The 19596-nt window shown below is 67.5% G+C and carries 17 protein-coding genes; 11 read left to right on the forward strand and 6 right to left on the reverse strand.

What is annotated here, in order from left to right:
- Positions 1-141 precede the first annotated feature (141 nt).
- Both HMPREF2914_RS11395 and HMPREF2914_RS11400 read left to right on the forward strand, forming a co-directional pair.
- The gene (locus HMPREF2914_RS11395; protein ID WP_003088904.1) at positions 142-429 is read left to right on the forward strand and encodes a DUF2513 domain-containing protein; all 288 of its coding nucleotides are present in this window, start codon (positions 142-144) and stop codon (positions 427-429) included.
- A gap of 52 nt (positions 430-481) precedes the next feature.
- Positions 482-2920: a glycogen/starch/alpha-glucan phosphorylase gene (locus HMPREF2914_RS11400; protein ID WP_023091852.1), complete on the forward strand. Its 2439-nt coding sequence runs from the start codon at positions 482-484 to the stop codon at positions 2918-2920.
- Between the two features lie 6 nt (positions 2921-2926).
- Here HMPREF2914_RS11400 and HMPREF2914_RS11405 read toward each other — a convergent pair whose 3' ends face one another.
- The gene (locus HMPREF2914_RS11405) at positions 2927-3325 is read right to left on the reverse strand and encodes a hypothetical protein (protein WP_003100818.1); all 399 of its coding nucleotides are present in this window, start codon (positions 3323-3325) and stop codon (positions 2927-2929) included.
- An 85-nt stretch (positions 3326-3410) separates the two neighbouring features.
- The gene (locus tag HMPREF2914_RS32630) at positions 3411-3575 is read right to left on the reverse strand and encodes a hypothetical protein (protein ID WP_003088911.1); all 165 of its coding nucleotides are present in this window, start codon (positions 3573-3575) and stop codon (positions 3411-3413) included.
- A gap of 248 nt (positions 3576-3823) precedes the next feature.
- Here HMPREF2914_RS32630 and HMPREF2914_RS11410 point away from each other — a divergent pair, with 248 nt between their 5' ends.
- From HMPREF2914_RS11410 to glgB, 9 genes are all read left to right on the forward strand, one after another.
- Complete coding sequence (locus tag HMPREF2914_RS11410) at positions 3824-3991, forward strand: con-10 family general stress protein (RefSeq protein ID WP_003088912.1); 168 nt, start codon at positions 3824-3826, stop codon at positions 3989-3991.
- A gap of 80 nt (positions 3992-4071) precedes the next feature.
- Complete coding sequence (gene katE, locus HMPREF2914_RS11415; RefSeq protein WP_003088914.1) at positions 4072-6201, forward strand: catalase HPII; 2130 nt, start codon at positions 4072-4074, stop codon at positions 6199-6201.
- Between the two features lie 96 nt (positions 6202-6297).
- On the forward strand, positions 6298-6432 hold the full coding sequence (locus HMPREF2914_RS32955; protein WP_003088917.1) for a PSPA7_2676 family Cys-rich small protein: 135 nt from the start codon (positions 6298-6300) through the stop codon (positions 6430-6432).
- Positions 6429-6920, forward strand: coding sequence for an MgtC/SapB family protein (locus tag HMPREF2914_RS11425; protein ID WP_003088919.1), 492 nt, complete (start codon positions 6429-6431; stop codon positions 6918-6920). Before HMPREF2914_RS32955 ends, HMPREF2914_RS11425 begins: the two co-directional genes overlap by 4 nt.
- A gap of 13 nt (positions 6921-6933) precedes the next feature.
- Positions 6934-7176 (forward strand): hypothetical protein, encoded by a 243-nt coding sequence (locus HMPREF2914_RS11430; RefSeq protein ID WP_003088922.1) that lies wholly within the window; start codon positions 6934-6936, stop codon positions 7174-7176.
- A 22-nt stretch (positions 7177-7198) separates the two neighbouring features.
- A complete protein-coding gene (locus HMPREF2914_RS11435; RefSeq protein WP_003109863.1) occupies positions 7199-8080 on the forward strand; it encodes a non-homologous end joining protein Ku in 882 nt (293 codons plus the stop codon).
- A 143-nt stretch (positions 8081-8223) separates the two neighbouring features.
- A complete protein-coding gene (locus tag HMPREF2914_RS11440; RefSeq protein WP_003109862.1) occupies positions 8224-10218 on the forward strand; it encodes an alpha-1,4-glucan--maltose-1-phosphate maltosyltransferase in 1995 nt (664 codons plus the stop codon).
- A 10-nt stretch (positions 10219-10228) separates the two neighbouring features.
- Positions 10229-13531 (forward strand): maltose alpha-D-glucosyltransferase, encoded by a 3303-nt coding sequence (treS, locus tag HMPREF2914_RS11445; RefSeq protein ID WP_023091851.1) that lies wholly within the window; start codon positions 10229-10231, stop codon positions 13529-13531.
- Positions 13528-15726: a 1,4-alpha-glucan branching protein GlgB gene (glgB, locus tag HMPREF2914_RS11450; protein ID WP_023091850.1), complete on the forward strand. Its 2199-nt coding sequence runs from the start codon at positions 13528-13530 to the stop codon at positions 15724-15726. The genes treS and glgB overlap by 4 nt, the downstream gene beginning before the upstream one ends.
- Position 15727: 1 nt before the next feature.
- Here the strand turns inward: glgB and HMPREF2914_RS11455 are convergent, their stop codons facing one another.
- From HMPREF2914_RS11455 to HMPREF2914_RS11470, 4 genes are read right to left on the reverse strand one after another with little or no spacing between them, the layout of a single operon-like run.
- Entirely contained in the window at positions 15728-16723 is a 996-nt protein-coding gene (locus tag HMPREF2914_RS11455) for a lysylphosphatidylglycerol synthase domain-containing protein (RefSeq protein ID WP_003132150.1), read from the reverse strand.
- Complete coding sequence (clsB, locus tag HMPREF2914_RS11460) at positions 16720-17925, reverse strand: cardiolipin synthase ClsB (RefSeq protein WP_003109858.1); 1206 nt, start codon at positions 17923-17925, stop codon at positions 16720-16722. The genes HMPREF2914_RS11455 and clsB overlap by 4 nt, the downstream gene beginning before the upstream one ends.
- A complete protein-coding gene (locus HMPREF2914_RS11465) occupies positions 17922-18659 on the reverse strand; it encodes an endonuclease/exonuclease/phosphatase family protein (RefSeq protein ID WP_003113649.1) in 738 nt (245 codons plus the stop codon). The genes clsB and HMPREF2914_RS11465 overlap by 4 nt, the downstream gene beginning before the upstream one ends.
- Complete coding sequence (locus HMPREF2914_RS11470) at positions 18656-19594, reverse strand: DUF72 domain-containing protein (protein ID WP_023091849.1); 939 nt, start codon at positions 19592-19594, stop codon at positions 18656-18658. The genes HMPREF2914_RS11465 and HMPREF2914_RS11470 overlap by 4 nt, the downstream gene beginning before the upstream one ends.
- Positions 19595-19596: the final 2 nt, after the last annotated feature.

Genomic DNA, 19596 nt, shown 5'->3' on the forward strand with positions numbered 1-19596 from the left:
CCGACTGACGCCGGCGCCCGGCGGTTCCGTCGTGCGGCCCAGGCGGGCCGCCGGCGAAAAAGAATGAACCATCGCGGCCGCCGCGACTCCGCTTCTAGGTAGCCGGAACGGCCGGCCGCGACGCAGACAAGGAGCACGGCGATGAAACGCGACTGGGGGTTGATCAGGGATCTGCTGGAGCATCTGGAAAGCCTTGGCTTCGGCCAGCACTGGGAAGCGCGCGAGCTGCCCGGTCATTGCCGCGAGGCGGTGGCCTACCACTTGCAGTTGCTCAACCAGGCGCAACTGCTCTGCGGCAGCGTCCAGCATTCCTGGACCGGCCAGGAGCACTGGGTGGTCCACCACCTGACCCTGGCCGGCCACGACCTGCTCGACCGCCTGCGCCAGGAAAGCGCGGCGGCCGCCGTGCCGGTACGCAAGAGCGCCTGAGAAAACCCCGCAAGCACCGGCCTGCAGCGGCGGGCCGGAAGGAAGCCCGGCGATGCCCGACAGCCAAGACCAGACCCCGAGCACGGTCCAGACCCTGAAAGCCAGCATCCTCGCCAAGCTGCGCTACAGCGTCGGCCGCGACCCATCCACCGCCTGCCCGCACGACTGGTTCGAAGCGGTGGCCCTGGCGGTGCGCGACCACATCATCGACCACTGGGAGGAGGCCACCCCGCAAGGCGAAGCGCCCGCGCGCAAGCGGGTCTACTACCTGTCCCTGGAGTTCCTCATCGGTCGCCTGTTGCTGGACAACCTCGGCAACCTCGGGCTGCTCAAGGAAACCCGCCAGGCCCTTGCCGAGCTGGGCGTCGACCTGCAGCGGATCGTTGCCCTGGAGCCGGACGCGGCGCTCGGCAACGGCGGCCTCGGACGCCTGGCGGCATGCTTCATGGAAAGCATGGCCAGCCTCGACATTCCCGCGCATGGCTATGGCATCCGCTACGAGCATGGCCTGTTCCGCCAGGTGCTGACCGACGGCTGGCAGCAGGAGCAGACCGAGACCTGGCTGGATTTCGGCAATCCCTGGGAGTTCGAACGACCCGAGGTCAGCTACTACATCGACTTCGGCGGCAGCGTGCAGGTCGACAGCGAGCACAGTGGCCGAGCCATCTGGCGGCCGGACGAGCGGATCCGGGCGATCGCCTACGACACGCCGATCGTCGGCTGGCGGCGTGCCAGCGTCAATACCCTGCGCCTGTGGCGCGCTCGCGCCGAGGAAGATCTGCAACTGGACCGTTTCAACGCCGGCGACCATATCGGCGCGGTGGTCGACGTGGTCAAGGCGGAGAGCATCTCGCGGGTGCTGTATCCGGCCGACAGCACCGAGGCCGGTCAGGAACTGCGCCTGCGCCAGGAGTACTTCTTCGTCTCAGCCTCGCTGCAGGACCTGCTCGACCGCCACCTGCGCCATCATCACGACCTGCGTAGCTTGCCGGAACAGGTGGCGATCCAGCTCAACGACACCCACCCGGCGATCGCCGTCGCCGAGCTGATGCGGCAACTGGTGGACGTGCACCAACTGGCCTGGCCGGACGCCTGGGCGCTGAGCGTGGCGACCTTGTCCTACACCAACCACACGCTGCTCCCGGAAGCCCTGGAATCCTGGCCGGTGGCGCTGATGGAGCGCCTGTTGCCGCGCCACATGCAGATCATCTACCTGATCAATGCCTTCCATATAGACGCGCTGCGTGCCCAGGACATCCACGACTTCGACCTGTTGCGTTCGGTCAGCCTGATCGAGGAGGGCCACGGCCGGCGGGTGCGCATGGGCAACCTGGCGTTCCTCGGTTCGCACCAGATCAACGGGGTATCGGCATTGCACACCGAGCTGATGCGCGAAACCGTGTTCCATGACCTGCATCGCCTCTATCCGCAGCGCATCAGCAACAAGACCAACGGCGTGTCGTTCCGCCGCTGGCTGTTCCAGGCCAACCCGGGGTTGACCGAGCTGCTGGTGGAGACCCTCGGCGCCGACCTGCTGGACACCCCGGAACGGCGCCTGCCGGACCTCGAGGAGCACGTCGAGGACGCCAGGCTGCGGGCGCGCTTCGCCGAGCAGCGCCGGCAGAACAAGACCGCCCTGGCGCGCCTGGTGCTGGACAGCCTCGGCGTGGCGATCGAGCCGGAAGCGCTGTTCGATGTGCATATCAAGCGTATCCACGAATACAAGCGGCAGTTGCTCAACCTGCTGCACACCGTGGCGCTGTACCAGGAGATCCGCAACGACCCGACCGCCGACCGTGTGCCGCGGGTGAAGATCTTCGCCGGCAAGGCTGCCGCCAGCTACCACCAGGCCAAGCTGATCATCAAGCTGGCCAACGACATCGCCCGCACCATCAACGACGACCCCACCGTGCGCGGCCTGCTCAAGCTGGTGTTCCTGCCCAACTACAACGTCAGCCTGGCCGAGGCGATCATTCCCGCGGCGGACCTCTCCGAGCAGATTTCCACCGCCGGGCTCGAGGCCTCCGGGACCAGCAACATGAAGTTCGCCCTCAACGGCGCGCTGACCATCGGCACCCTGGACGGCGCCAACGTCGAGATGAGCCAGCGGATCGGCCTGGAACACATGTTCATCTTCGGCCTCAGCGCCCAGCAGGTGGAGCAGCGCCGGCAAGCCGGGGAGCTGGAGATGGGCGGGGTGATCGCGGCCTCGCCGCGGCTGGAGGAAGCCCTGGAGGCGATCCGCAGCGGGCTGTTCTCGGCCGACGACCGCAGCCGCTACGAAGGGCTGGTGGACGGCCTGGTGCACGACGACCGCTTCATGCTCTGCGCCGACTTCGAGGCCTACTGGCATGCGCAGTGCCGGGTCGAGGAAGTCTGGCGCGAGCCCGATCGCTGGTGGCGCTCGGCGTTGCTCAACGTGGCGCGGATCGGCTGGTTCAGCGCCGACAGGACGATCAGCGAATACGCCCGGGATATCTGGAAGCTATGAAGGGCCTTACCAGAAGCCGGCCGGGTGACGGCGTTCGGGGCCCTCCAGGCGAAGGTCGAAGGCGCGGCGGAAGAATACCGCCAGCTCGCTGTCCAGCACCATCGGGTTGATCGACGCCAGCTCGGCCGGCAGGCTGTGCCATTCCTGGGCCCCGGCCAGGTACTGGCGATGGATGACCCGCTCGCCGGGAATCGCCAGCAGGCTGTAGTGGCTTTTCTCGCCTCCCGGCTCGCCGACTTCCAGGCGCAGGCGAGGATGGCCGTCCTCGTCGAGGTCGAGGTCCACGTTGCAGTCCAGGCCGTAGCTGCGCGCCTCTTCGCAGGAGTCGACGAAAAGCGGTTTCGCCACCTGTTCGACGAGAGAAATGAAATAGTGCTGGAATCGCACTTCGTCACTGTTTTCCATGGCGAGTTCCATTTGTTTTAAAGTTCGACGATTAATTATTGAATGGGTCTATCGGAATGTCAGGGGTTGCAATAGAAAAGAATAATTAAGTGCCTCCGCCTGGGGCTTCTTCGGTATTCGCTCCATGATATTCGGGGTAGGGTTCCTGATCGCTGTCTCCCGGTTCGAAATTCCATTCATGGCAATCGCGATCGGGTTCTTCGTTGCTTACCACGGGATCGCTGTAGGCCGGATGCTCGTAGGGTTTCATGGTGCTCCTCCGAGATGTGCGGGCTTTCATCTGACGCAATTCTGGGATTTCTGTCAATGCTGGCAATGGAATAAGGCAAGGATCTTTGAACCCTATGGATTGCGCTCGAAACATGCTGGCAAAACGCTTCGCTTTCATTCGCTGAAAATAATCTGAACCCCTGGCGAAACACCCTCTCAGAGTTAGGGCATGCGCAACGCATGCGTCCATGAAATCTGTTCTGAAGAGATTATTCGGAGGAAATAGAAATGGCACAGCATCAAGGTGGTAAAGGCAACTTCGCGGAAGACCCGAAACGTGCTTCGGAGGCCGGCAAGAAGGGCGGCCAGGCCAGCGGCGGCAACTTCAAGAACGATCCGCAGCGGGCCTCCGAGGCTGGCAAGAAAGGTGGCCAGCGCAGCCACGGCGGGAACTGATAACCGCGCAGTGAAGTGAATGGGGCGGAGCAGGGAGGCATCCGCCCCATTTTCATGCCCAGGATGAGGAGAGGAAACCGATGAGCGAGCAGAACAACGAGCAGCGCAGCCAGGCGGCCGGCACCGACACCGTCGACCGTGGCAACAGCAACGCCAAGCTGGAACAGCTGGAGGCCTATCGCGAGGACGCCACCGGAGAGGCCCTGAGCACCAATACCGGCACCCGCATCGCCGATAACCAGAACACCCTGAAGGCCGGCGAGCGCGGACCGTCGTTGCTCGAAGACTTCATCATGCGCGAGAAGATCACCCACTTCGACCACGAGCGCATTCCCGAGCGCGTGGTCCACGCTCGTGGCTCGGCGGCGCATGGCTACTTCGAGGCCTACGAGGACCTCAGCGACCTGACCAAGGCCGGCTTCCTCGCCGAGGCGGGCAAGCGTACCCCGGTCTTCGTGCGTTTCTCCACCGTGCAGGGGCCGCGCGGGTCCGCGGATACGGTGCGTGACGTACGCGGCTTCGCCGTGAAGTTCTATACCGACGAAGGCAACTTCGACCTGGTCGGCAACAACATGCCGGTGTTCTTCATCCAGGATGCGATCAAGTTCCCGGACTTCGTCCATGCGGTGAAACCCGAACCGCACAACGAGATTCCCACCGGAGCGTCTGCCCACGACACCTTCTGGGACTTCGTTTCGCTGACCCCGGAGTCGGCGCACATGGTCATGTGGCTGATGTCCGATCGCGCCATTCCGATCGCCTACCGCAACATGCAGGGCTTCGGCGTGCACACCTTCCGCCTGGTCAACGCGGCCGGCGAGAGCGTGCTGGTCAAGTTCCACTGGCGACCGAAGTCCGGGACCTGCTCGCTGGTCTGGGACGAGGCGCAGAAGCTCGCCGGCAAGGACCCCGACTTCAACCGGCGGACCCTCTGGGAGGACATCGAGAAGGGCGACTATCCCGAATGGGAACTGGGCCTGCAGGTGATCCCGGAGAACCAGCAGGACAGCTTCGACTTCGACCTGCTCGACCCCACCAAGCTGGTGCCCGAGGAGTTGGTGCCGGTAAGGGTGGTGGGACGGATGGTACTCAACCGCAACCCCGACAATTTCTTCGCCGAGACCGAACAGGTGGCGTTCCACGTCGGCCACCTGGTCCCCGGAATCGACTTCACCAACGACCCGCTGTTGCAGGGTCGGCTGTTCTCCTATACCGACACCCAACTGCTGCGCCTGAGCGGGCCGAACTTCAACGAAATCCCGATCAACCGCCCGCTGTGTCCGTTCCACAACAACCAGCGCGACGCGCCGCACCGGCAGACCATCAACCGCGGCCGGGCTTCCTATGAACCGAACTCGATCGACGGCGGCTGGCCGAAGGAAACCCCGCCGGCGGCGCGCAACGGCGGCTTCTCCAGCTACCACGAGCCGGTCAGCGGCAGCAAGCTGCGCAAGCGCGCCGACTCCTTCGCCGATCATTTCAGCCAGGCCGCTTTGTTCTGGCACAGCATGAGCGAGGCCGAGCAGGCGCATATCGTCGCCGCCTACAGCTTCGAACTGTCCAAGGTCGAGCGGCAATCGATCCGTGAGCGCGAAGTCAACCAGATACTCCTCAACATCGATCCGCAACTGGCCGCCAGGGTCGCGGCGAACGTCGGTGTGCAGCTCGCCGCGCCGGCCAACCCGGCACCGCAGCCGAAGCCGTCGCCGGCGCTGAGCCAGATGAACCTGCTGTCCGGCGACATCCGTTCGCGCAAGGTGGCGATCCTGATCGCCGACGGCGTCGCCGAGAGCGACGTCAGCGACCTACGCGACGCGCTCCGCCAGGAGGGCGCGGACGCCAAGCTGATCGCCCCCAGCGCTTCGCCGGTGCAGGCCGAAAACGGTGCCGAACTGATCCCGGAGGGAACCTGGGACGGCCTGCCGTCGGTAGCCTTCGACGCGGTCTTCGTGCCTGGTGGCGCGGCCAGCAGCCAGGCCATCGGCGCGGACGGACGCGGTCTGCACTACCTGCTGGAAGCCTACAAGCACCTGAAGCCAGTGGCCTTCGCTGGCGATGCCCAGGCGCTGGCCAGCCAGCTTTCGTTGCCTGGCGACCCCGGCGTGGTGCTCGGCGCCACGGCCACCGATGTCTTCCCCGGTCTGCGCCAGGCATTGATGCAGCACCGGATCTGGCAGCGCGAGGCGGCGACCAAGGCGATCCCCGCCTGAGGAGCGCCGCTGGCGAATCCGATCGCACCTTCCCGTCGTCTCGTCGGTCACAGCTGGAAAGGGCGGCTGGCCGAGCGATTCGGCGGGAGGACCCGGATGACCTTGCGTTGCCTGATCGGCGGTTGCGACTGGTGCCGGCAACCGGCGTTGCGACTGGGTGAGGAAACCTTCGACTGCGAGCGCTGCCTGCGTTGCGGTGCCCTGCGCTACAGCGGGATACAACGCCGATGAGCGCCTGGGAGACGCTGTGGAAGATCCTCGGCGAGGAGTTCGCCGATCTCGCCGACTTCGAGCAGACCGCCCGCGCCGCGTTGCGCCTGCTGCTGGCGGCGGCGCTCGGCGCGGTACTCGGCTACGAGCGCGAGCAGAGCGGCAAGGCCGCCGGCCTGCGCACGCACATGCTGGTAACCCTCGGCGCGGCGCTGTTCGTCATGCCGCTGCAATTGCAGGGTGGCGGGGCGGACGCGCTGAGCCGGGTGATCCAGGGCACCGTCGCCGGCATCGGCTTCCTCTGCGCCGGCACCATCCTCAAGGCAGGTCGGGAAAGCCGGGTCAGGGGCCTGACCACCGCGGCGGGACTCTGGGCCAGCACCGCCATAGGCGTCGCGGTCGGACTCGGTCACCAGGGTACCGCGGTACTCGGGACGGTCCTGGCGCTACTGGTGCTGCATGTCCTGGCCTGCCTGAACCGTTCGCCGCCATCTTCCGATAGCCATTGAGGAGAGTTCCGTCATGTTCAAGGACTTCGACGCCTGTACCGCCTGGACCGACGCGATGCAGGAGCGCTGCCAGCCGGTCGGCCTGATCCTCTATCAGCCCAAGCGGCGTGGCGCGGCGGTACGCATGCTGTGGGTAGTGACCCCGGGTTGCAGTTGCCTGAGCGACGCCGAGACCGCCGCCGACAACCTGCTCCAGCGCATCACCGACATCGCCGCCGACGGCCGCGTGCGCTACGCGGACGGCGGCACGCTGTAACCACCAAGAGGAGGAAACCGGCATGGCGCGTGCGATCTGGAAAGGCGCGATCAGCTTCGGCCTGGTGCATATACCGGTGAGCCTGTCGGCGGCGACCTCGTCGCAGGGCATCGATTTCGACTGGCTCGACCAGCGCAGCATGGAGCCGGTCGGCTACAAACGGGTGAACAAGGTCACCGGCAAGGAGATCGAGCGCGAGAACATCGTGAAGGGCGTGGAGTACGAAAAGGGTCGCTACGTGGTGCTGAGCGAGGAAGAAATCCGCGCGGCGCATCCCAAGTCGACCCAGACCATCGAGATCTTCGCTTTCGTCGATAGCCAGGAAATTCCCCTGCAGCACTTCGATACCCCGTACTACCTGGCCCCCGACCGGCGCGGAGGCAAGGTCTACGCGCTGCTCCGGGAGACCCTGGAGCGCACCGGCAAGGTCGCCCTGGCCAACGTCGTCCTGCACACCCGCCAGCACCTGGCGCTCCTGCGGCCTCTAGAGGACGCCCTGGTGCTGATCACTCTGCGCTGGCCGTCGCAGGTGCGCAGCCTGGATGGCCTGGAGCTGGACGAAAGCGTCACCGAGGCGAAACTCGACAAGCGCGAGCTGGAGATGGCCAAGCGCCTGGTGGAGGACATGGCCTCCCACTGGGCGCCGGACGAATACAAGGACAGCTTCAGCGACAAGATCATGAAGCTGGTCGAGGAAAAGGCCGCCAAGGGCCAACTGCACGCGGTGGAGGAAGAGGAGGAGGTGGCCGGCAAGGGCGCCGACATCATCGATCTCACCGACCTGCTCAAGCGCAGCCTGCGTTCCCGCGCCGGCGGCGGCAAGGACAAGGGTAGCGAAAAGGCCGGGGCCGACGCGAAGGGTCGCGCCAAGTCCGGTGCCTCGCGTTCGCGGCGCAAGGCCTGAGGCGAACCGCTGGGTAAATCAACCTGAACCAATCGGTCGCCGGCGGGCTCGGAATCAATGATCGTCCGCGCCGCCGGCCATTCGAGGCCGGCGGAAGCCTCGCGACCCATCGCCGAACCCACGTCCCGGAGGAGCGCGCCTCGATGAGTTCGATTGTCCGCAACAGCGACGATGATCCGCTGGTCATCGCCATCCAGCAGCCCCGTATCGCCATCGAGTCGGTCAGCCCGGTGGTGGAAGAGGGCGCCTATCCCGCGAAGACCGAGAGCGACCGCGACCTGCGCCTGGCCGCGCGAATCTTCACCGATGGCCATGAGGTACTCGGTGCCGAGGTGGTCTGGCGGCGTGTCGGGGAAACCGCGGAGCGGCGCCTGCCGCTACTGCCCGAAGGCAACGATTTCTGGAGCGCGCAGCTGCGCACGCCGCCCTGCGGCCGCCTGTACTTCCGCATCGAAGCCTGGATCGACCGTTTTGCCGGCTACCGCCGCGAACTGCGCGCCAAGCATGGCGCGCGCCTGCCGCTGGACCTGGAGCTGCGCGAGGGCGACGAACTGCTGCAGCGCTGCGCCGAGCGCGGCGGTCCGGAGATCGCCGCCGCCTGTGCGCCGCTGGCCGAACGCCTGCAGGCCTGCCAGAGCGTCGAGGAGCGGGTGGCGCTGTGGCTGGCGGCGCAGACCGGCGAACTGTTGCGTCTGGTCGGCCCGCGCGAGCACCTGGTGCGCAGCCGCGAATACCCGCTGGAGGTGGAGCGACCGCTGGCGCGCTTCGCCAGTTGGTACGAGCTGTTCCCTCGCTCGGAAAGCGGCGACCCGACACGCCACGGTACCTTCGACGACGTGATCCGGCGCCTGCCGCAGATCGCCGCGATGGGCTTCGACGTTCTCTATTTCCCGCCGATCCACCCCATCGGCCGCACCCATCGCAAGGGCCGCAACAATTCCTTGCGTGCCGAGGCCGGCGACCCCGGCAGCCCGTATGCGATCGGCAGCGAGGAGGGCGGCCACGAGGCGATCCATCCCGAACTGGGCGACCGCGAGGATTTCCGCCGGCTGCTCGTTGCGGTGCGCGAGCACGGCATGGAACTGGCGCTGGACTTCGCCATCCAGTGCTCCCCCGACCACCCCTGGCTGCGCGAGCATCCCGGCTGGTTCGCCTGGCGTCCGGACGGTAGCTTGCGCTACGCGGAGAACCCGCCGAAGAAGTACGAGGACATCGTCAACGTCGACTTCTACGCCGAACAGGCCCTGCCGAGCCTGTGGGAAGCCTTGCGCGACGTGGTGCTGGGCTGGGTCGAGCAGGGCGTGACGCTGTTTCGCGTCGACAACCCGCACACCAAGCCACTGCCGTTCTGGGAGTGGCTGATCGCCGAAGTGCGCGGCCGCCATCCGCAGGTGATCTTCCTTTCCGAGGCGTTCACCCGTCCGGCGATGATGGCGCGCCTGGGCAAGGTCGGCTTCAGCCAGAGCTACACCTATTTCACCTGGCGCAACGACAAGCAGGAACTGGCGGAGTACTTCGCCGAACTCAACCAGCCACCCTGGCGCGACTGCTACCGGCCGAACTTCTTCGTCAACACCCCGGACATCAATCCCTGGTTCCTGCAACGCTCCGGCCGCCCCGGCTTCCTCATCCGTGCCGCCCTGGCGACCATGGGTTCGGGGCTGTGGGGCATGTACTCCGGCTTCGAGCTGTGCGAGGCGGCGGCCTTGCCGGGCAAGGAGGAGTACCTCGACTCGGAGAAATACCAGTTGCGTCCGCGCGACTACCAGGCGCCGGGCAACATCGTCGCCGAGATCGCCCGGCTCAACCGCATCCGCCGGGAAAACCCGGCATTGCAGACGCACCTCGGGTTCCAGGCCTACAACGCCTGGAACGACCGCATCCTGTATTTCGGCAAGCGTACCGCGGACCTCGCCAACTTCGTCCTGGTGGCGGTCTGCCTGGACCCGCACGAAGCCCAGGAGGCGCATTTCGAACTGCCGCTGTGGGAGTTCGGCCTGCCCGACGACGCCAGCCTCCAGGGCGAGGACCTGATGAACGGGCATCGCTGGGTCTGGCACGGCAAGGTCCAGTGGATGCGCATCGAACCCTGGCACCTGCCGTTCGGCATCTGGCGCGTGCGGCGCGTCGACGCATAAGGAGAAACCCATGGCCAGACGCGAGAAACCGGTCTTTCTCAACGACCCGCAATGGTACAAGGACGCGGTGATCTACCAGGTCCACGTGAAATCCTTCTACGACGCCAACAACGATGGCATCGGCGACTTCGCCGGGCTGATCGAGAAGCTCGACTACATCGCCGACCTCGGCGTGAACACTCTCTGGCTGCTGCCGTTCTACCCGTCGCCACGCCGCGACGACGGCTACGACATCGCCCAGTACCGTGGCGTGCACAGTGACTACGGCAGCCTCGCCGACGCCCGCCGGTTCATCGCCGAGGCCCATCGACGCGGTCTGCGGGTGATTACCGAGCTGGTGATCAACCACACCTCCGACCAGCATCCCTGGTTCATCCGCGCCCGCCACGCGAAGAAGGGCTCGCGCGCCCGCGACTACTACGTCTGGTCGGACAGCGACGAGAAATACCAGGGTACGCGGATCATCTTCATCGACACCGAGCAGTCCAACTGGACCTGGGACCCGGTAGCCCAACAGTACTACTGGCACCGCTTCTATTCCCACCAGCCGGACCTGAACTTCGACAACCCGCAGGTCCTGCGCGAGGTGCTCGGGGTGATGCGCTACTGGCTGGACATGGGCGTCGACGGCCTGCGCCTGGACGCGATTCCCTACCTGATCGAACGCGACGGCACCAGCAGCGAGAACCTGCCGGAGACCCACCAGGTGCTCAAGCGCATCCGCGCCGAGCTGGACGCGCACTATCCCGACCGCATGCTGCTGGCCGAGGCCAACCAGTGGCCGGAAGACACCCGGCCGTACTTCGGCGGCGAGGATGGCGGCGAGGGCGACGAATGCCACATGGCCTTCCACTTCCCGCTGATGCCGCGCATGTACATGGCCATCGCCCAGGAGGATCGCTATCCGATCACCGACATCCTGCGCCAGACCCCGGACATCCCGGCCAATTGCCAATGGGCGATCTTCCTGCGCAACCACGACGAGCTGACCCTGGAGATGGTCACCGACGACGAGCGCGACTATCTCTGGAACCACTATGCCGCCGACCGCCGCGCGCGCCTCAACCTGGGCATCCGCCGGCGCCTGGCGCCGCTGGTGGAGCGTGACCGGCGGCGCATCGAGCTGCTGCACAGCCTGCTGTTGTCGATGCCGGGCACGCCGACCCTGTACTACGGCGACGAGATCGGCATGGGCGACAACATCTACCTCGGCGACCGCGACGGCGTGCGGACCCCGATGCAGTGGTCGGTGGACCGCAACGGCGGCTTCTCCCGCGCCGACCCGGCGAAGCTGGTGCTGCCGCCGATCCTCGACCCGCTGTACGGCTACCAGACGATCAACGTCGAGGCGCAGGCGCGCGACCCGCATTCGCTGCTCAACTGGATGCGCCGCCTGCTCGCCGTGCGCAGCCAGCAGAAGGCCTTCGGCCGCGGCAGCCTGAAGATGCTCGCGCCGAGCAACCGACGGATCCTCGCCTACCTGCGCGAATACGCCGAGGGCGAACGGCAGGACAGCATCCTCTGCGTGGCCAACCTGTCGCGCGCGGCCCAGGCGGTGGAACTGGACCTCGCCAGCCATGCCGGCAAGGTGCCGGTGGAGATGATCGGCGGCATGTCGTTCCCGCCGATCGGCGAGCTGACCTACCTGCTGACCCTGCCGCCCTACGGCTTCTACTGGTTCTACCTGGCCGACGCGACGCAGATGCCGAGCTGGCACGTGGCCGCCGACGAGCGCCTGCCGGAACTGCCGACCCTGGTGGTCAAGCAGCGCCTCGGCGAGCTGCTGCAGGGCGCATCGCGGAACATCCTGGAAGGCGAGACGCTGCCGGCCTACCTGCCGAAGCGCCGCTGGTTCGCCGGCGAGAAAGGCCAGCCACGGCTCTGCTACATCGTTCCACTGGACGAGGCGGAGCCGCGCTGTGCGTTGTGCGAAGTGGAGATCGACGGGCTGCGCTACCAGTTGCCGCTGGGCTTCCTCGACGCCGACCAGCGCGGCGACAGCCTGCCTCAGTTGCTGGCCCTGGCGCGCCTGCGGCGCGGGCGCAAGGTCGGCCTGCTGACCGACGCCGCCAGCCTGCCGCTGTTCGCCCGCAAGGTCCTCGCGCAACTCCGCGCCGAGGCGGTGATCGCCCACGGCGACGGCGAGATCCAGTTCGTCCCGGCGGCGGGCTTGGCGGAACTGGACGACATCGCCGACGAAGACGTCCTGCCGTTCTCGGTGGAACAGTCCAACAGCTCGATCCGCTTCGGCGAGCGCATGGTCCTCAAGGTGCTGCGCAAGATCCTTCCGGGGCTGCACCCGGAAATCGAGGTCGGCGGCTACCTGACCCGCCACGGCTACCCCGGCATCGCCCCGTTGCTCGGCGAGGTACGGCGGGTCGGCGCGGATGGCGAGCCGCACACGCTGATGATCCTGCAGGGCTACCTGAACAACCAGGGCGACGCCTGGAACTGGACCCTGGACAACCTGGAGCGAGCCGTGCGCGACGAGATATCCGCGGCCAGCGAGGCGCTCGAAGGGCAATACGACAGCCTCGCCGAACTGCGCGGCTTCGCCGCCAACCTCGGCGCCCGGCTCGGCGAGATGCACAGCGTACTGGCCGGCGAGTCGGACGATCCGGCCTTCGGCAGCCGCGAGAGCGACGAAGCCAGCGTCCAGGCCTGGGCGCTGCGCATCGCCGAACAGTTGCGCGAAGCCGGCAAACGCCTGAGCGAGCCGCCACGGCCGTTGCAGGGCGAGGCGGCGGAACAGGCGCGGCGCCTGCTGGAACGCCTGCCGGTGCTGCTCGAACGCCTGCCGCTGCTGGCCCGGCAGGCAGCCGGCGGGCTGCTGATCAGGGTTCACGGCGACCTGCACCTGGGCCAGGTGCTGATGGTCCAGGGCGACGCACGCTTCATCGACTTCGAGGGCGAGCCGGCGCGCAGCCTGGAAGAGCGCCGCCAGCGCCACAGTCCGATGAAGGACGTCGGCGGCATGCTGCGCTCGTTCGACTACGCGGCGGCGATGGTCCTGCGCAACGCGCAGAGCACCGATAGCTCGGAACAGGCCGACAGCGCCCGGCGCAAGGTCGCCATGCGCTATCGCAGCGAAGCCCGCGACGCCTTCCTGGTCGGCTACCGCGCCGCCGCAGCGGGCCTCGCGCACGCCTGGCACGGCCGCGAAGGCGAGGGCGCGGCGCTGGCCCTGGCCTGCCTGGAAAAGGCCGCCTACGAACTGCTCTACGAAGCCGACTACCGCCCCGACTGGCTGGAAGTGCCTCTCGCCGGTCTGGCCGAACTCACCGAACACCTCCTGAAGGGCAAGAACCGATGAGCGAACCGATGTCCGAACGCGAACGCTGGCAACTGGAGCTGGACAAGCTGCAGCGCGGCCTGCAGGGCGATCCATTCGCCTTCCTCGGCCCGCAGCGCGACCCCGGCGGCGAAGGCGGCGTGCTGCGCGCCTACCTGCCCGGCGCGCAGCGCGTCGAGCTGCTCGACGAAGACGGCGCGACGCTCGCCGAACTGGAGCAGAGCGACCCCGGCAGCGGCTTGTTCCAGCGCCGCCTGGAGCGCCTACCGCCGCGCTACCGCCTGCGCGTGCACTGGCCGGACGGCGTGCAGGAAAGCGAAGACCCCTATGCCTTCGGGCCGTTGCTCGGCGAACTCGACCTTTACCTGTTCGCCGAAGGCAACCACCGCCAACTGGCCTCCTGCCTGGGCGCGCAACTGACCCGTCACGAAGGCGTGGAGGGCGTGCGCTTCGCGGTCTGGGCGCCGAACGCCGTGCGCGTCTCGGTGGTCGGCGATTTCAACGGCTGGGACGGGCGCCGTCACCCGATGCGACGACGCTATCCATCCGGCGTCTGGGAACTGTTCGTCCCGCGCCTCGGCGAGGGCGAACTGTACAAGTACGAGTTGCAGGGCCACGACGGCCTCCTGCCGCTGAAGGCCGACCCCCTGGCGCTGGCCTGCGAGACGCCGCCCGGAACCGCTTCGAAGACCTGCGCGGCGTTGCGCCACGAGTGGCGCGACCAGGACTGGCTGGCCCGGCGCGCGGAGCGCCAGGGCTATGCGGCACCGCTGTCGATCTATGAAGTCCACGCCGGCTCCTGGCGCCACCGCGACGGCCGGCCGCCGCACTGGTCGGAACTGGCGGAGGAGCTGATTCCCTACGTGCGCCAGCTCGGCTTCACCCATATCGAGCTGATGCCGGTGATGGAACATCCCTTCGGCGGCTCCTGGGGCTACCAGCCGCTCGGGTTGTTCGCCCCCACCGCGCGCTACGGCACGCCGGAGGACTTCGCCGCGTTCGTCGACGCCTGCCACCAGGCCGGCATCGGCGTGATCCTCGACTGGGTGCCGGCGCATTTTCCCACCGACGCCCACGGCCTGGGCCGTTTCGACGGCACGGCGCTGTACGAGTACGAACATCCCTTCGAAGGCTTCCACCAGGACTGGGATACCTACATCTACAACCTTGGCCGCAGCGAGGTGCACGGCTTCATGCTGGCCTCGGCGCTGCACTGGCTGCGCACCTACCACGTCGACGGCCTGCGGGTGGATGCGGTGGCCTCGATGCTCTATCGCGACTATTCGCGCAAGGAAGGCGAATGGCTGCCGAACCGCCATGGCGGCCGGGAGAACCTGGAGGCCATCGACTTCCTCCATCACCTCAACCAGGTGGTCGCCAGCGAAACCCCCGGCGCGCTGGTGATCGCCGAGGAATCCACCGCCTGGCCCGGCGTCAGCCGTCCGGTGGCGGAGGGCGGCCTGGGCTTCAGCCATAAGTGGAACATGGGCTGGATGCACGACAGCCTGGCGTACATCAGCGAAGACCCGCTGCACCGGCGCTATCACCACCACCAGTTGACCTTCGGCCTGCTCTACGCCTTCTCCGAGCATTTCATCCTGCCGATCTCCCACGACGAGGTGGTACATGGCAAGCACTCGCTACTGGACAAGATGCCCGGCGACCGCTGGCAGAAGTTCGCCAACCTGCGCCTGTACCTGAGCTTCATGTGGTCGCACCCGGGCAAGAAGCTGCTGTTCATGGGCTGCGAGTTCGGCCAGTGGCGCGAGTGGAACCACGACGGCGAACTGGACTGGTACCTGCTGCGCTATCCGGAGCATCAGGGCGTACAGGACCTGGTGGCGGCCCTCAACCGGCTGTACCGCGAACTCCCCGCACTGCATGCGCGCGACGGCGAGGCGCTCGGCTTCGAATGGCTGATCGGCGACGACCAGGCGAACAGTGTCTACGCCTGGCTGCGCCACGCGGCCGGCGAGCCATCGCTGCTGGCGGTACACAATTTCACCCCGGTGCCGCGCCAGGGCTATCGGATCGGCGTACCGCAAGGCGGCGACTGGGACGTGCTGCTCAATAGCGACGCCCAGGCGTTCGCCGGTTCCGGCTCAGGCAGCCAGGGCCGCGTCTCCAGCGAGTCGTGCGGCGCCCATGGCCAGGCGCAGTCGCTGCTGCTCGACCTGCCGCCGCTGGGTACGCTGCTGCTGCGTCCGGCCGGCTGATTCAGGCCTGGCCCTGGCGCAGGCGGCGCTGTTTGCGGCGCAGGCGGATCGCCCGGCGCTCCAACAGCAGGTAGACCACGCAGGCCAGCGCCAGGGGTAGGAGGAAATACAGCACCCGGTAGCCGATCAACGCGGCCAGCAGCACGCCCTGGGACAGGCGCCCCTGGAGCAGGGCGATGAACACCGCTTCGAGCACCCCGAGCCCCGCCGGGATATGGGTGATGACCCCGGCGATGCTGCTGATCAGGAGGATCGCCAGGACGCTCGGGTAATCCACGCCGTGCGGCAGCAGGCTGTACAGCAGCAGCGCCATCAGCGACCAGTTGCTCGCTCCGAGCAGGCCTTGCAGGGCCGCCAGCCGCCAGGAGGGCAGGGTCAGCCGATGCTCGCGCCAGCCCCAGGCGCGGCGTCGGGCGAAACGGCAGGCCAGCAGGTAGCCGGCGGCCAGCGCCAGGAGCAGGGCGCCGATCAGGCGCAGGCCGTCGCTGCCGAGCTTCCAGCCCGGCGGCAAGGCCGGCAGGCCGCAGCTGAACAGGATGCCGGCGAGCAGCAGGTAGCCGAACCAATTGGTCACCAGGCTGAAGGTGAGGATCCGGGTGATGTCGGCGATGCCCAGGCCGAGCCGGCTGTACAGGCGATAGCGCAGCGCCACGGCGCCGACCCAGGAACTCAGGTTGAGGTTGAACGCATTGCACACGAAGGCCACGGTGAAGACCCGCCGCTTGGGCAGCGAGTGGCCGATGTAGTAGCGGCTGAGCAGGTCGAAACTGCTGAACACCGTATAGCCGGCGGCCGCCAGCAGCAGTCCGAGGAACAGGGTCGCGGGGCGATACTCGCCGAGGGCGTGGCGGACTTCCTGCCAGTCGAGATTCTTCACCAGGAGGAACAGCAGCACCGGGACCAGCACGAAGAACGCCAGGGTCAGTAGCCTGCGCAGCCAGCGCCAGTGAGCGCGGCGTGGCGCCGCCGAGGCAGTTGCGTGACCGCCGCCGTTCATGGGTTGCCCCGCTGGCCCTGGCGTTCCTGCCAGCGCCGCGACGGACGCGGCTCCAGCGATTTCAGGCGCGGCAGATGGGCGGGTACCCAACCGGCGATGGCCGGGAAATGCCGGGAAAAGTGGAAGCCGAGGAAGATCAGCGGCGCCCGCCACCAGTAACCGCGCCTGGCGTGGCGGCGGCTGATGCGCCGGCAGTGGCGGCGCGCCAGCTCGCGCAGGTGCTGGTAGAGCTGGCCGTTGAAGGCGACGTCGTGGATCACCAGGTTGGCCTCCAGGTTCAGCGACAGGCTGAGGGGATCGAGATTGCTCGAACCGATGGTCGACCAGTCGTCGTCGATCACCGCGACCTTGCCGTGCAGCGGACGCTGGCAGTATTCGTGGATACGCACGCCCTCGCGCAGCAGGTAGTCGTAGAGCAGCCGGCTGCACAGGCGCACCAGCGGCATGTCCGGCATGCCCTGTAGTACCAGGTCGACGCGCACGCCGCGGCGCGCCGCATCGCGCAGCTCGCGAAGCAGGCGGTAGCCGGGGAAGAAATAGGCGTTGGCGATCAGCAGGCGCCGCCGCGCCTGGCGGATCGCTTGCAGGTACTCGCGCTCGATGTCGTCGCTGGACTGGTCGTTGTCGCGGATCACCAGGCGCACCCGCGCCGGCTGCCCGGCGCCCGACGGCCGCAACGGCGGGTAGTCGGCGTCCGGTTCGAGCAGCGCCAGGCAGGCCTGGCGGATATCGCGCACCACCGGGCCCTCGACGCGCACCGCGTAGTCCTGCTTGGCCATGTTGCCGCGACGCACCAGGTGGTCCTCGCCGTAGTTGATGCCGCCGACGAAGGCCTGCTGGCGATCGATCACCACCAGCTTGCGGTGCAACCGGCGAAACAGGTTGGTACGCATGCCGAGCAGGCGCGGGCGCGGGTCGAACAGGTGCACGCGAACCCCGGCGGCGGTGAGCCTGGCCAGGTAGTCCGTGCTGAGCGAGGCGGTGCCGTAGCCGTCCACCGTGACCTGTACCTCGACACCGCGCTCGGCGGCGGCGCTGAGGGCTTCCTGCAACTGCCGGCCGACCTCGTCCTCGAAGATGATGAAGGTTTCCAGGAGGATCTCCCGGCGCGCCTCGGCGATGCACTGGAACAGGCGCGGAAAGTACTCTTCGCCGTTGATCAGCAGTTCTACGCGGTTGCCGTCGCGCCAGGGGAAGTTCATGGCTCCACCTCCACCGCCAGCGGCAGGTGGTCGGACAGGTGCGACCAGGGCCGCCGCGAGAGGATGCGCGGCTGGCGCCCGCGGGCATTGCGCAGGTAGATGCGGTCCAGCGGCAGCACCGGCCAGCGCGCCGGGAAGCTGCGCGCCGGCCGGCCCTGGGCGCCGACGAAGACTTCGCGCAGGCCGCAACCAGCGAGCAGGCGGTCGGCGCGCTGGCGCCAGTCGTTGAAGTCGCCGGCGACCACCACCGGCTCGCGCTCCGGCAGGCCCGCCACCAGCTCGCAGAGCAGTTGCAACTGGCGCTGGCGCTGCGCCTCGCGCAATCCCAGGTGCACGCAGACCGCGTGCAGCGGACGGCCGATGTCGATCACCGCATGCAACAGGCCGCGTTCCTCGTTGCCCGCCACCGAGACGTCGAGGTTGCGGTGGGCGAGGATCGGATGCTTGGAGAGCACGGCATTGCCATGGTGGCCTTCGGGATACACCGCGTTGCGCCCGTAGGCGAACTGCGGCCACATGCTGTCGGCCAGATACTCGTATTGCGGCGCCGGCGGCCAGGACGGCAGGCGCGCGGCGTGCAGGCTATGGGAGCCGAGGACCTCCTGGAGGAACACCAGGTCGGCACCGACGCTGCGCACCGCTTCGCGCAACTCCGGCAGGATGAAGCGCCGATTGAACGGGTTGAAACCCTTGTGGGTGTTCACCGTCAGCACCTGCAGGCGCGGCAGGATCATGCGGCACTCTCCCGCAGGTCATCGGGCAACTGTCCGGGCACCGTGCGCAGGCTGCCGTCGAGTTCCAGCAGCTGCAGGAGGCGCCGGGCGTCGTAAGGTGCGCGCACCTTGACGTCGTTGTCGAAGTAGCAGTACAGGTCGCGCGCCGTCGCCTTCGCCGATGCGTCCTGGCTGGCCCGGCGCAGGTCGTCGGCCTGGCCGCCGCTGGCCCAGGCGTGGATCCGTGCCTGCCACTGGCCCAGGGCCGCTTCCGAGTAGCCGCTGCGGTACAGCTCCTTGTCGCCATGCAGGCGCAGGTAGAGGAAGTCGGCGCAGACGTCGCCGAGCAGCGGCCACTTGCCGGCGGTATCGGCCACCACCAGGGCCACCCGGTATTCGCGCAGCAGCTCGATGAACGTCGGGTCGACGAAGCTCTCATGGCGGATTTCCACGGCATGCCGCAGGCGCTGCGCCGGATCGCCGTCGAGGTAGCCCTCGCGGTGCAGGCGCGCGGCGCTGTGCCGGGCGAGCTTCTGCGCGGCGGCGCCGTCGCGCGGCAGGCGGGCGAGGAAATCGGCGAACAGCTCGCGGTCGAAGCGCATGCTCGGCGGGAACTGCCAGAGGAACGGGCCGAGGCGCTGGCGCAGGGCGAGGGGGCCGGAGGCGAAGAAGTTCGCCAGCGGCTCGTCGATCTCGCGCAGGCGCCGCACGTGGGTGATGTAACGCGGGGCCTTGACGCTGAAAACGAAGTCCTCGGGGGTGTCCTCGGCCCAGCCGCGGAAGCGCTCGGGCGTCTGCAGGGCGTAGAAGGTGCCGTTGATCTCGATGCTGTTCACCGCCCGCGAGGCGAAGCGCAGTTCGTCCTTCTGGCGCAGCCCCTCGGGATAGAAGTCACCTCTCCAGGGGGCGTAGCGCCAGCCGGAAATGCCGATGCGCAGGCGTGCCGGTGCGCTCATGC

The organism is Pseudomonas sp. HMSC067G02 (assembly GCF_001813485.1).
Taxonomy (GTDB): Bacteria; Pseudomonadota; Gammaproteobacteria; order Pseudomonadales; family Pseudomonadaceae; genus Pseudomonas; species Pseudomonas aeruginosa.

Excerpts from the sequence above, each read along its gene's own strand:
- HMPREF2914_RS11405 (WP_003100818.1), bottom strand. The coding sequence starts at position 3,325 with ATGGAAAACAGTGACGAAGTGCGATTCCAGCACTATTTCATTTCTCTC.
- HMPREF2914_RS11410 (WP_003088912.1), top strand. The coding sequence starts at position 3,824 with ATGGCACAGCATCAAGGTGGTAAAGGCAACTTCGCGGAAGACCCGAAA.
- HMPREF2914_RS11440 (WP_003109862.1), top strand. The coding sequence starts at position 8,224 with ATGAGTTCGATTGTCCGCAACAGCGACGATGATCCGCTGGTCATCGCC.
- HMPREF2914_RS11465 (WP_003113649.1), bottom strand. The coding sequence starts at position 18,659 with ATGATCCTGCCGCGCCTGCAGGTGCTGACGGTGAACACCCACAAGGGT.
- HMPREF2914_RS32955 (WP_003088917.1), top strand. The coding sequence starts at position 6,298 with ATGACCTTGCGTTGCCTGATCGGCGGTTGCGACTGGTGCCGGCAACCG.
- HMPREF2914_RS11430 (WP_003088922.1), top strand. The coding sequence starts at position 6,934 with ATGTTCAAGGACTTCGACGCCTGTACCGCCTGGACCGACGCGATGCAG.
- HMPREF2914_RS11435 (WP_003109863.1), top strand. The coding sequence starts at position 7,199 with ATGGCGCGTGCGATCTGGAAAGGCGCGATCAGCTTCGGCCTGGTGCAT.
- HMPREF2914_RS11400 (WP_023091852.1), top strand. The coding sequence starts at position 482 with ATGCCCGACAGCCAAGACCAGACCCCGAGCACGGTCCAGACCCTGAAA.
- HMPREF2914_RS11395 (WP_003088904.1), top strand. The coding sequence starts at position 142 with ATGAAACGCGACTGGGGGTTGATCAGGGATCTGCTGGAGCATCTGGAA.
- katE (WP_003088914.1), top strand. The coding sequence starts at position 4,072 with ATGAGCGAGCAGAACAACGAGCAGCGCAGCCAGGCGGCCGGCACCGAC.
- clsB (WP_003109858.1), bottom strand. The coding sequence starts at position 17,925 with ATGAACTTCCCCTGGCGCGACGGCAACCGCGTAGAACTGCTGATCAAC.
- HMPREF2914_RS32630 (WP_003088911.1), bottom strand. The coding sequence starts at position 3,575 with ATGAAACCCTACGAGCATCCGGCCTACAGCGATCCCGTGGTAAGCAAC.
- glgB (WP_023091850.1), top strand. The coding sequence starts at position 13,528 with ATGAGCGAACCGATGTCCGAACGCGAACGCTGGCAACTGGAGCTGGAC.
- HMPREF2914_RS11425 (WP_003088919.1), top strand. The coding sequence starts at position 6,429 with ATGAGCGCCTGGGAGACGCTGTGGAAGATCCTCGGCGAGGAGTTCGCC.
- HMPREF2914_RS11470 (WP_023091849.1), bottom strand. The coding sequence starts at position 19,594 with ATGAGCGCACCGGCACGCCTGCGCATCGGCATTTCCGGCTGGCGCTAC.
- HMPREF2914_RS11455 (WP_003132150.1), bottom strand. The coding sequence starts at position 16,723 with ATGAACGGCGGCGGTCACGCAACTGCCTCGGCGGCGCCACGCCGCGCT.
- treS (WP_023091851.1), top strand. The coding sequence starts at position 10,229 with ATGGCCAGACGCGAGAAACCGGTCTTTCTCAACGACCCGCAATGGTAC.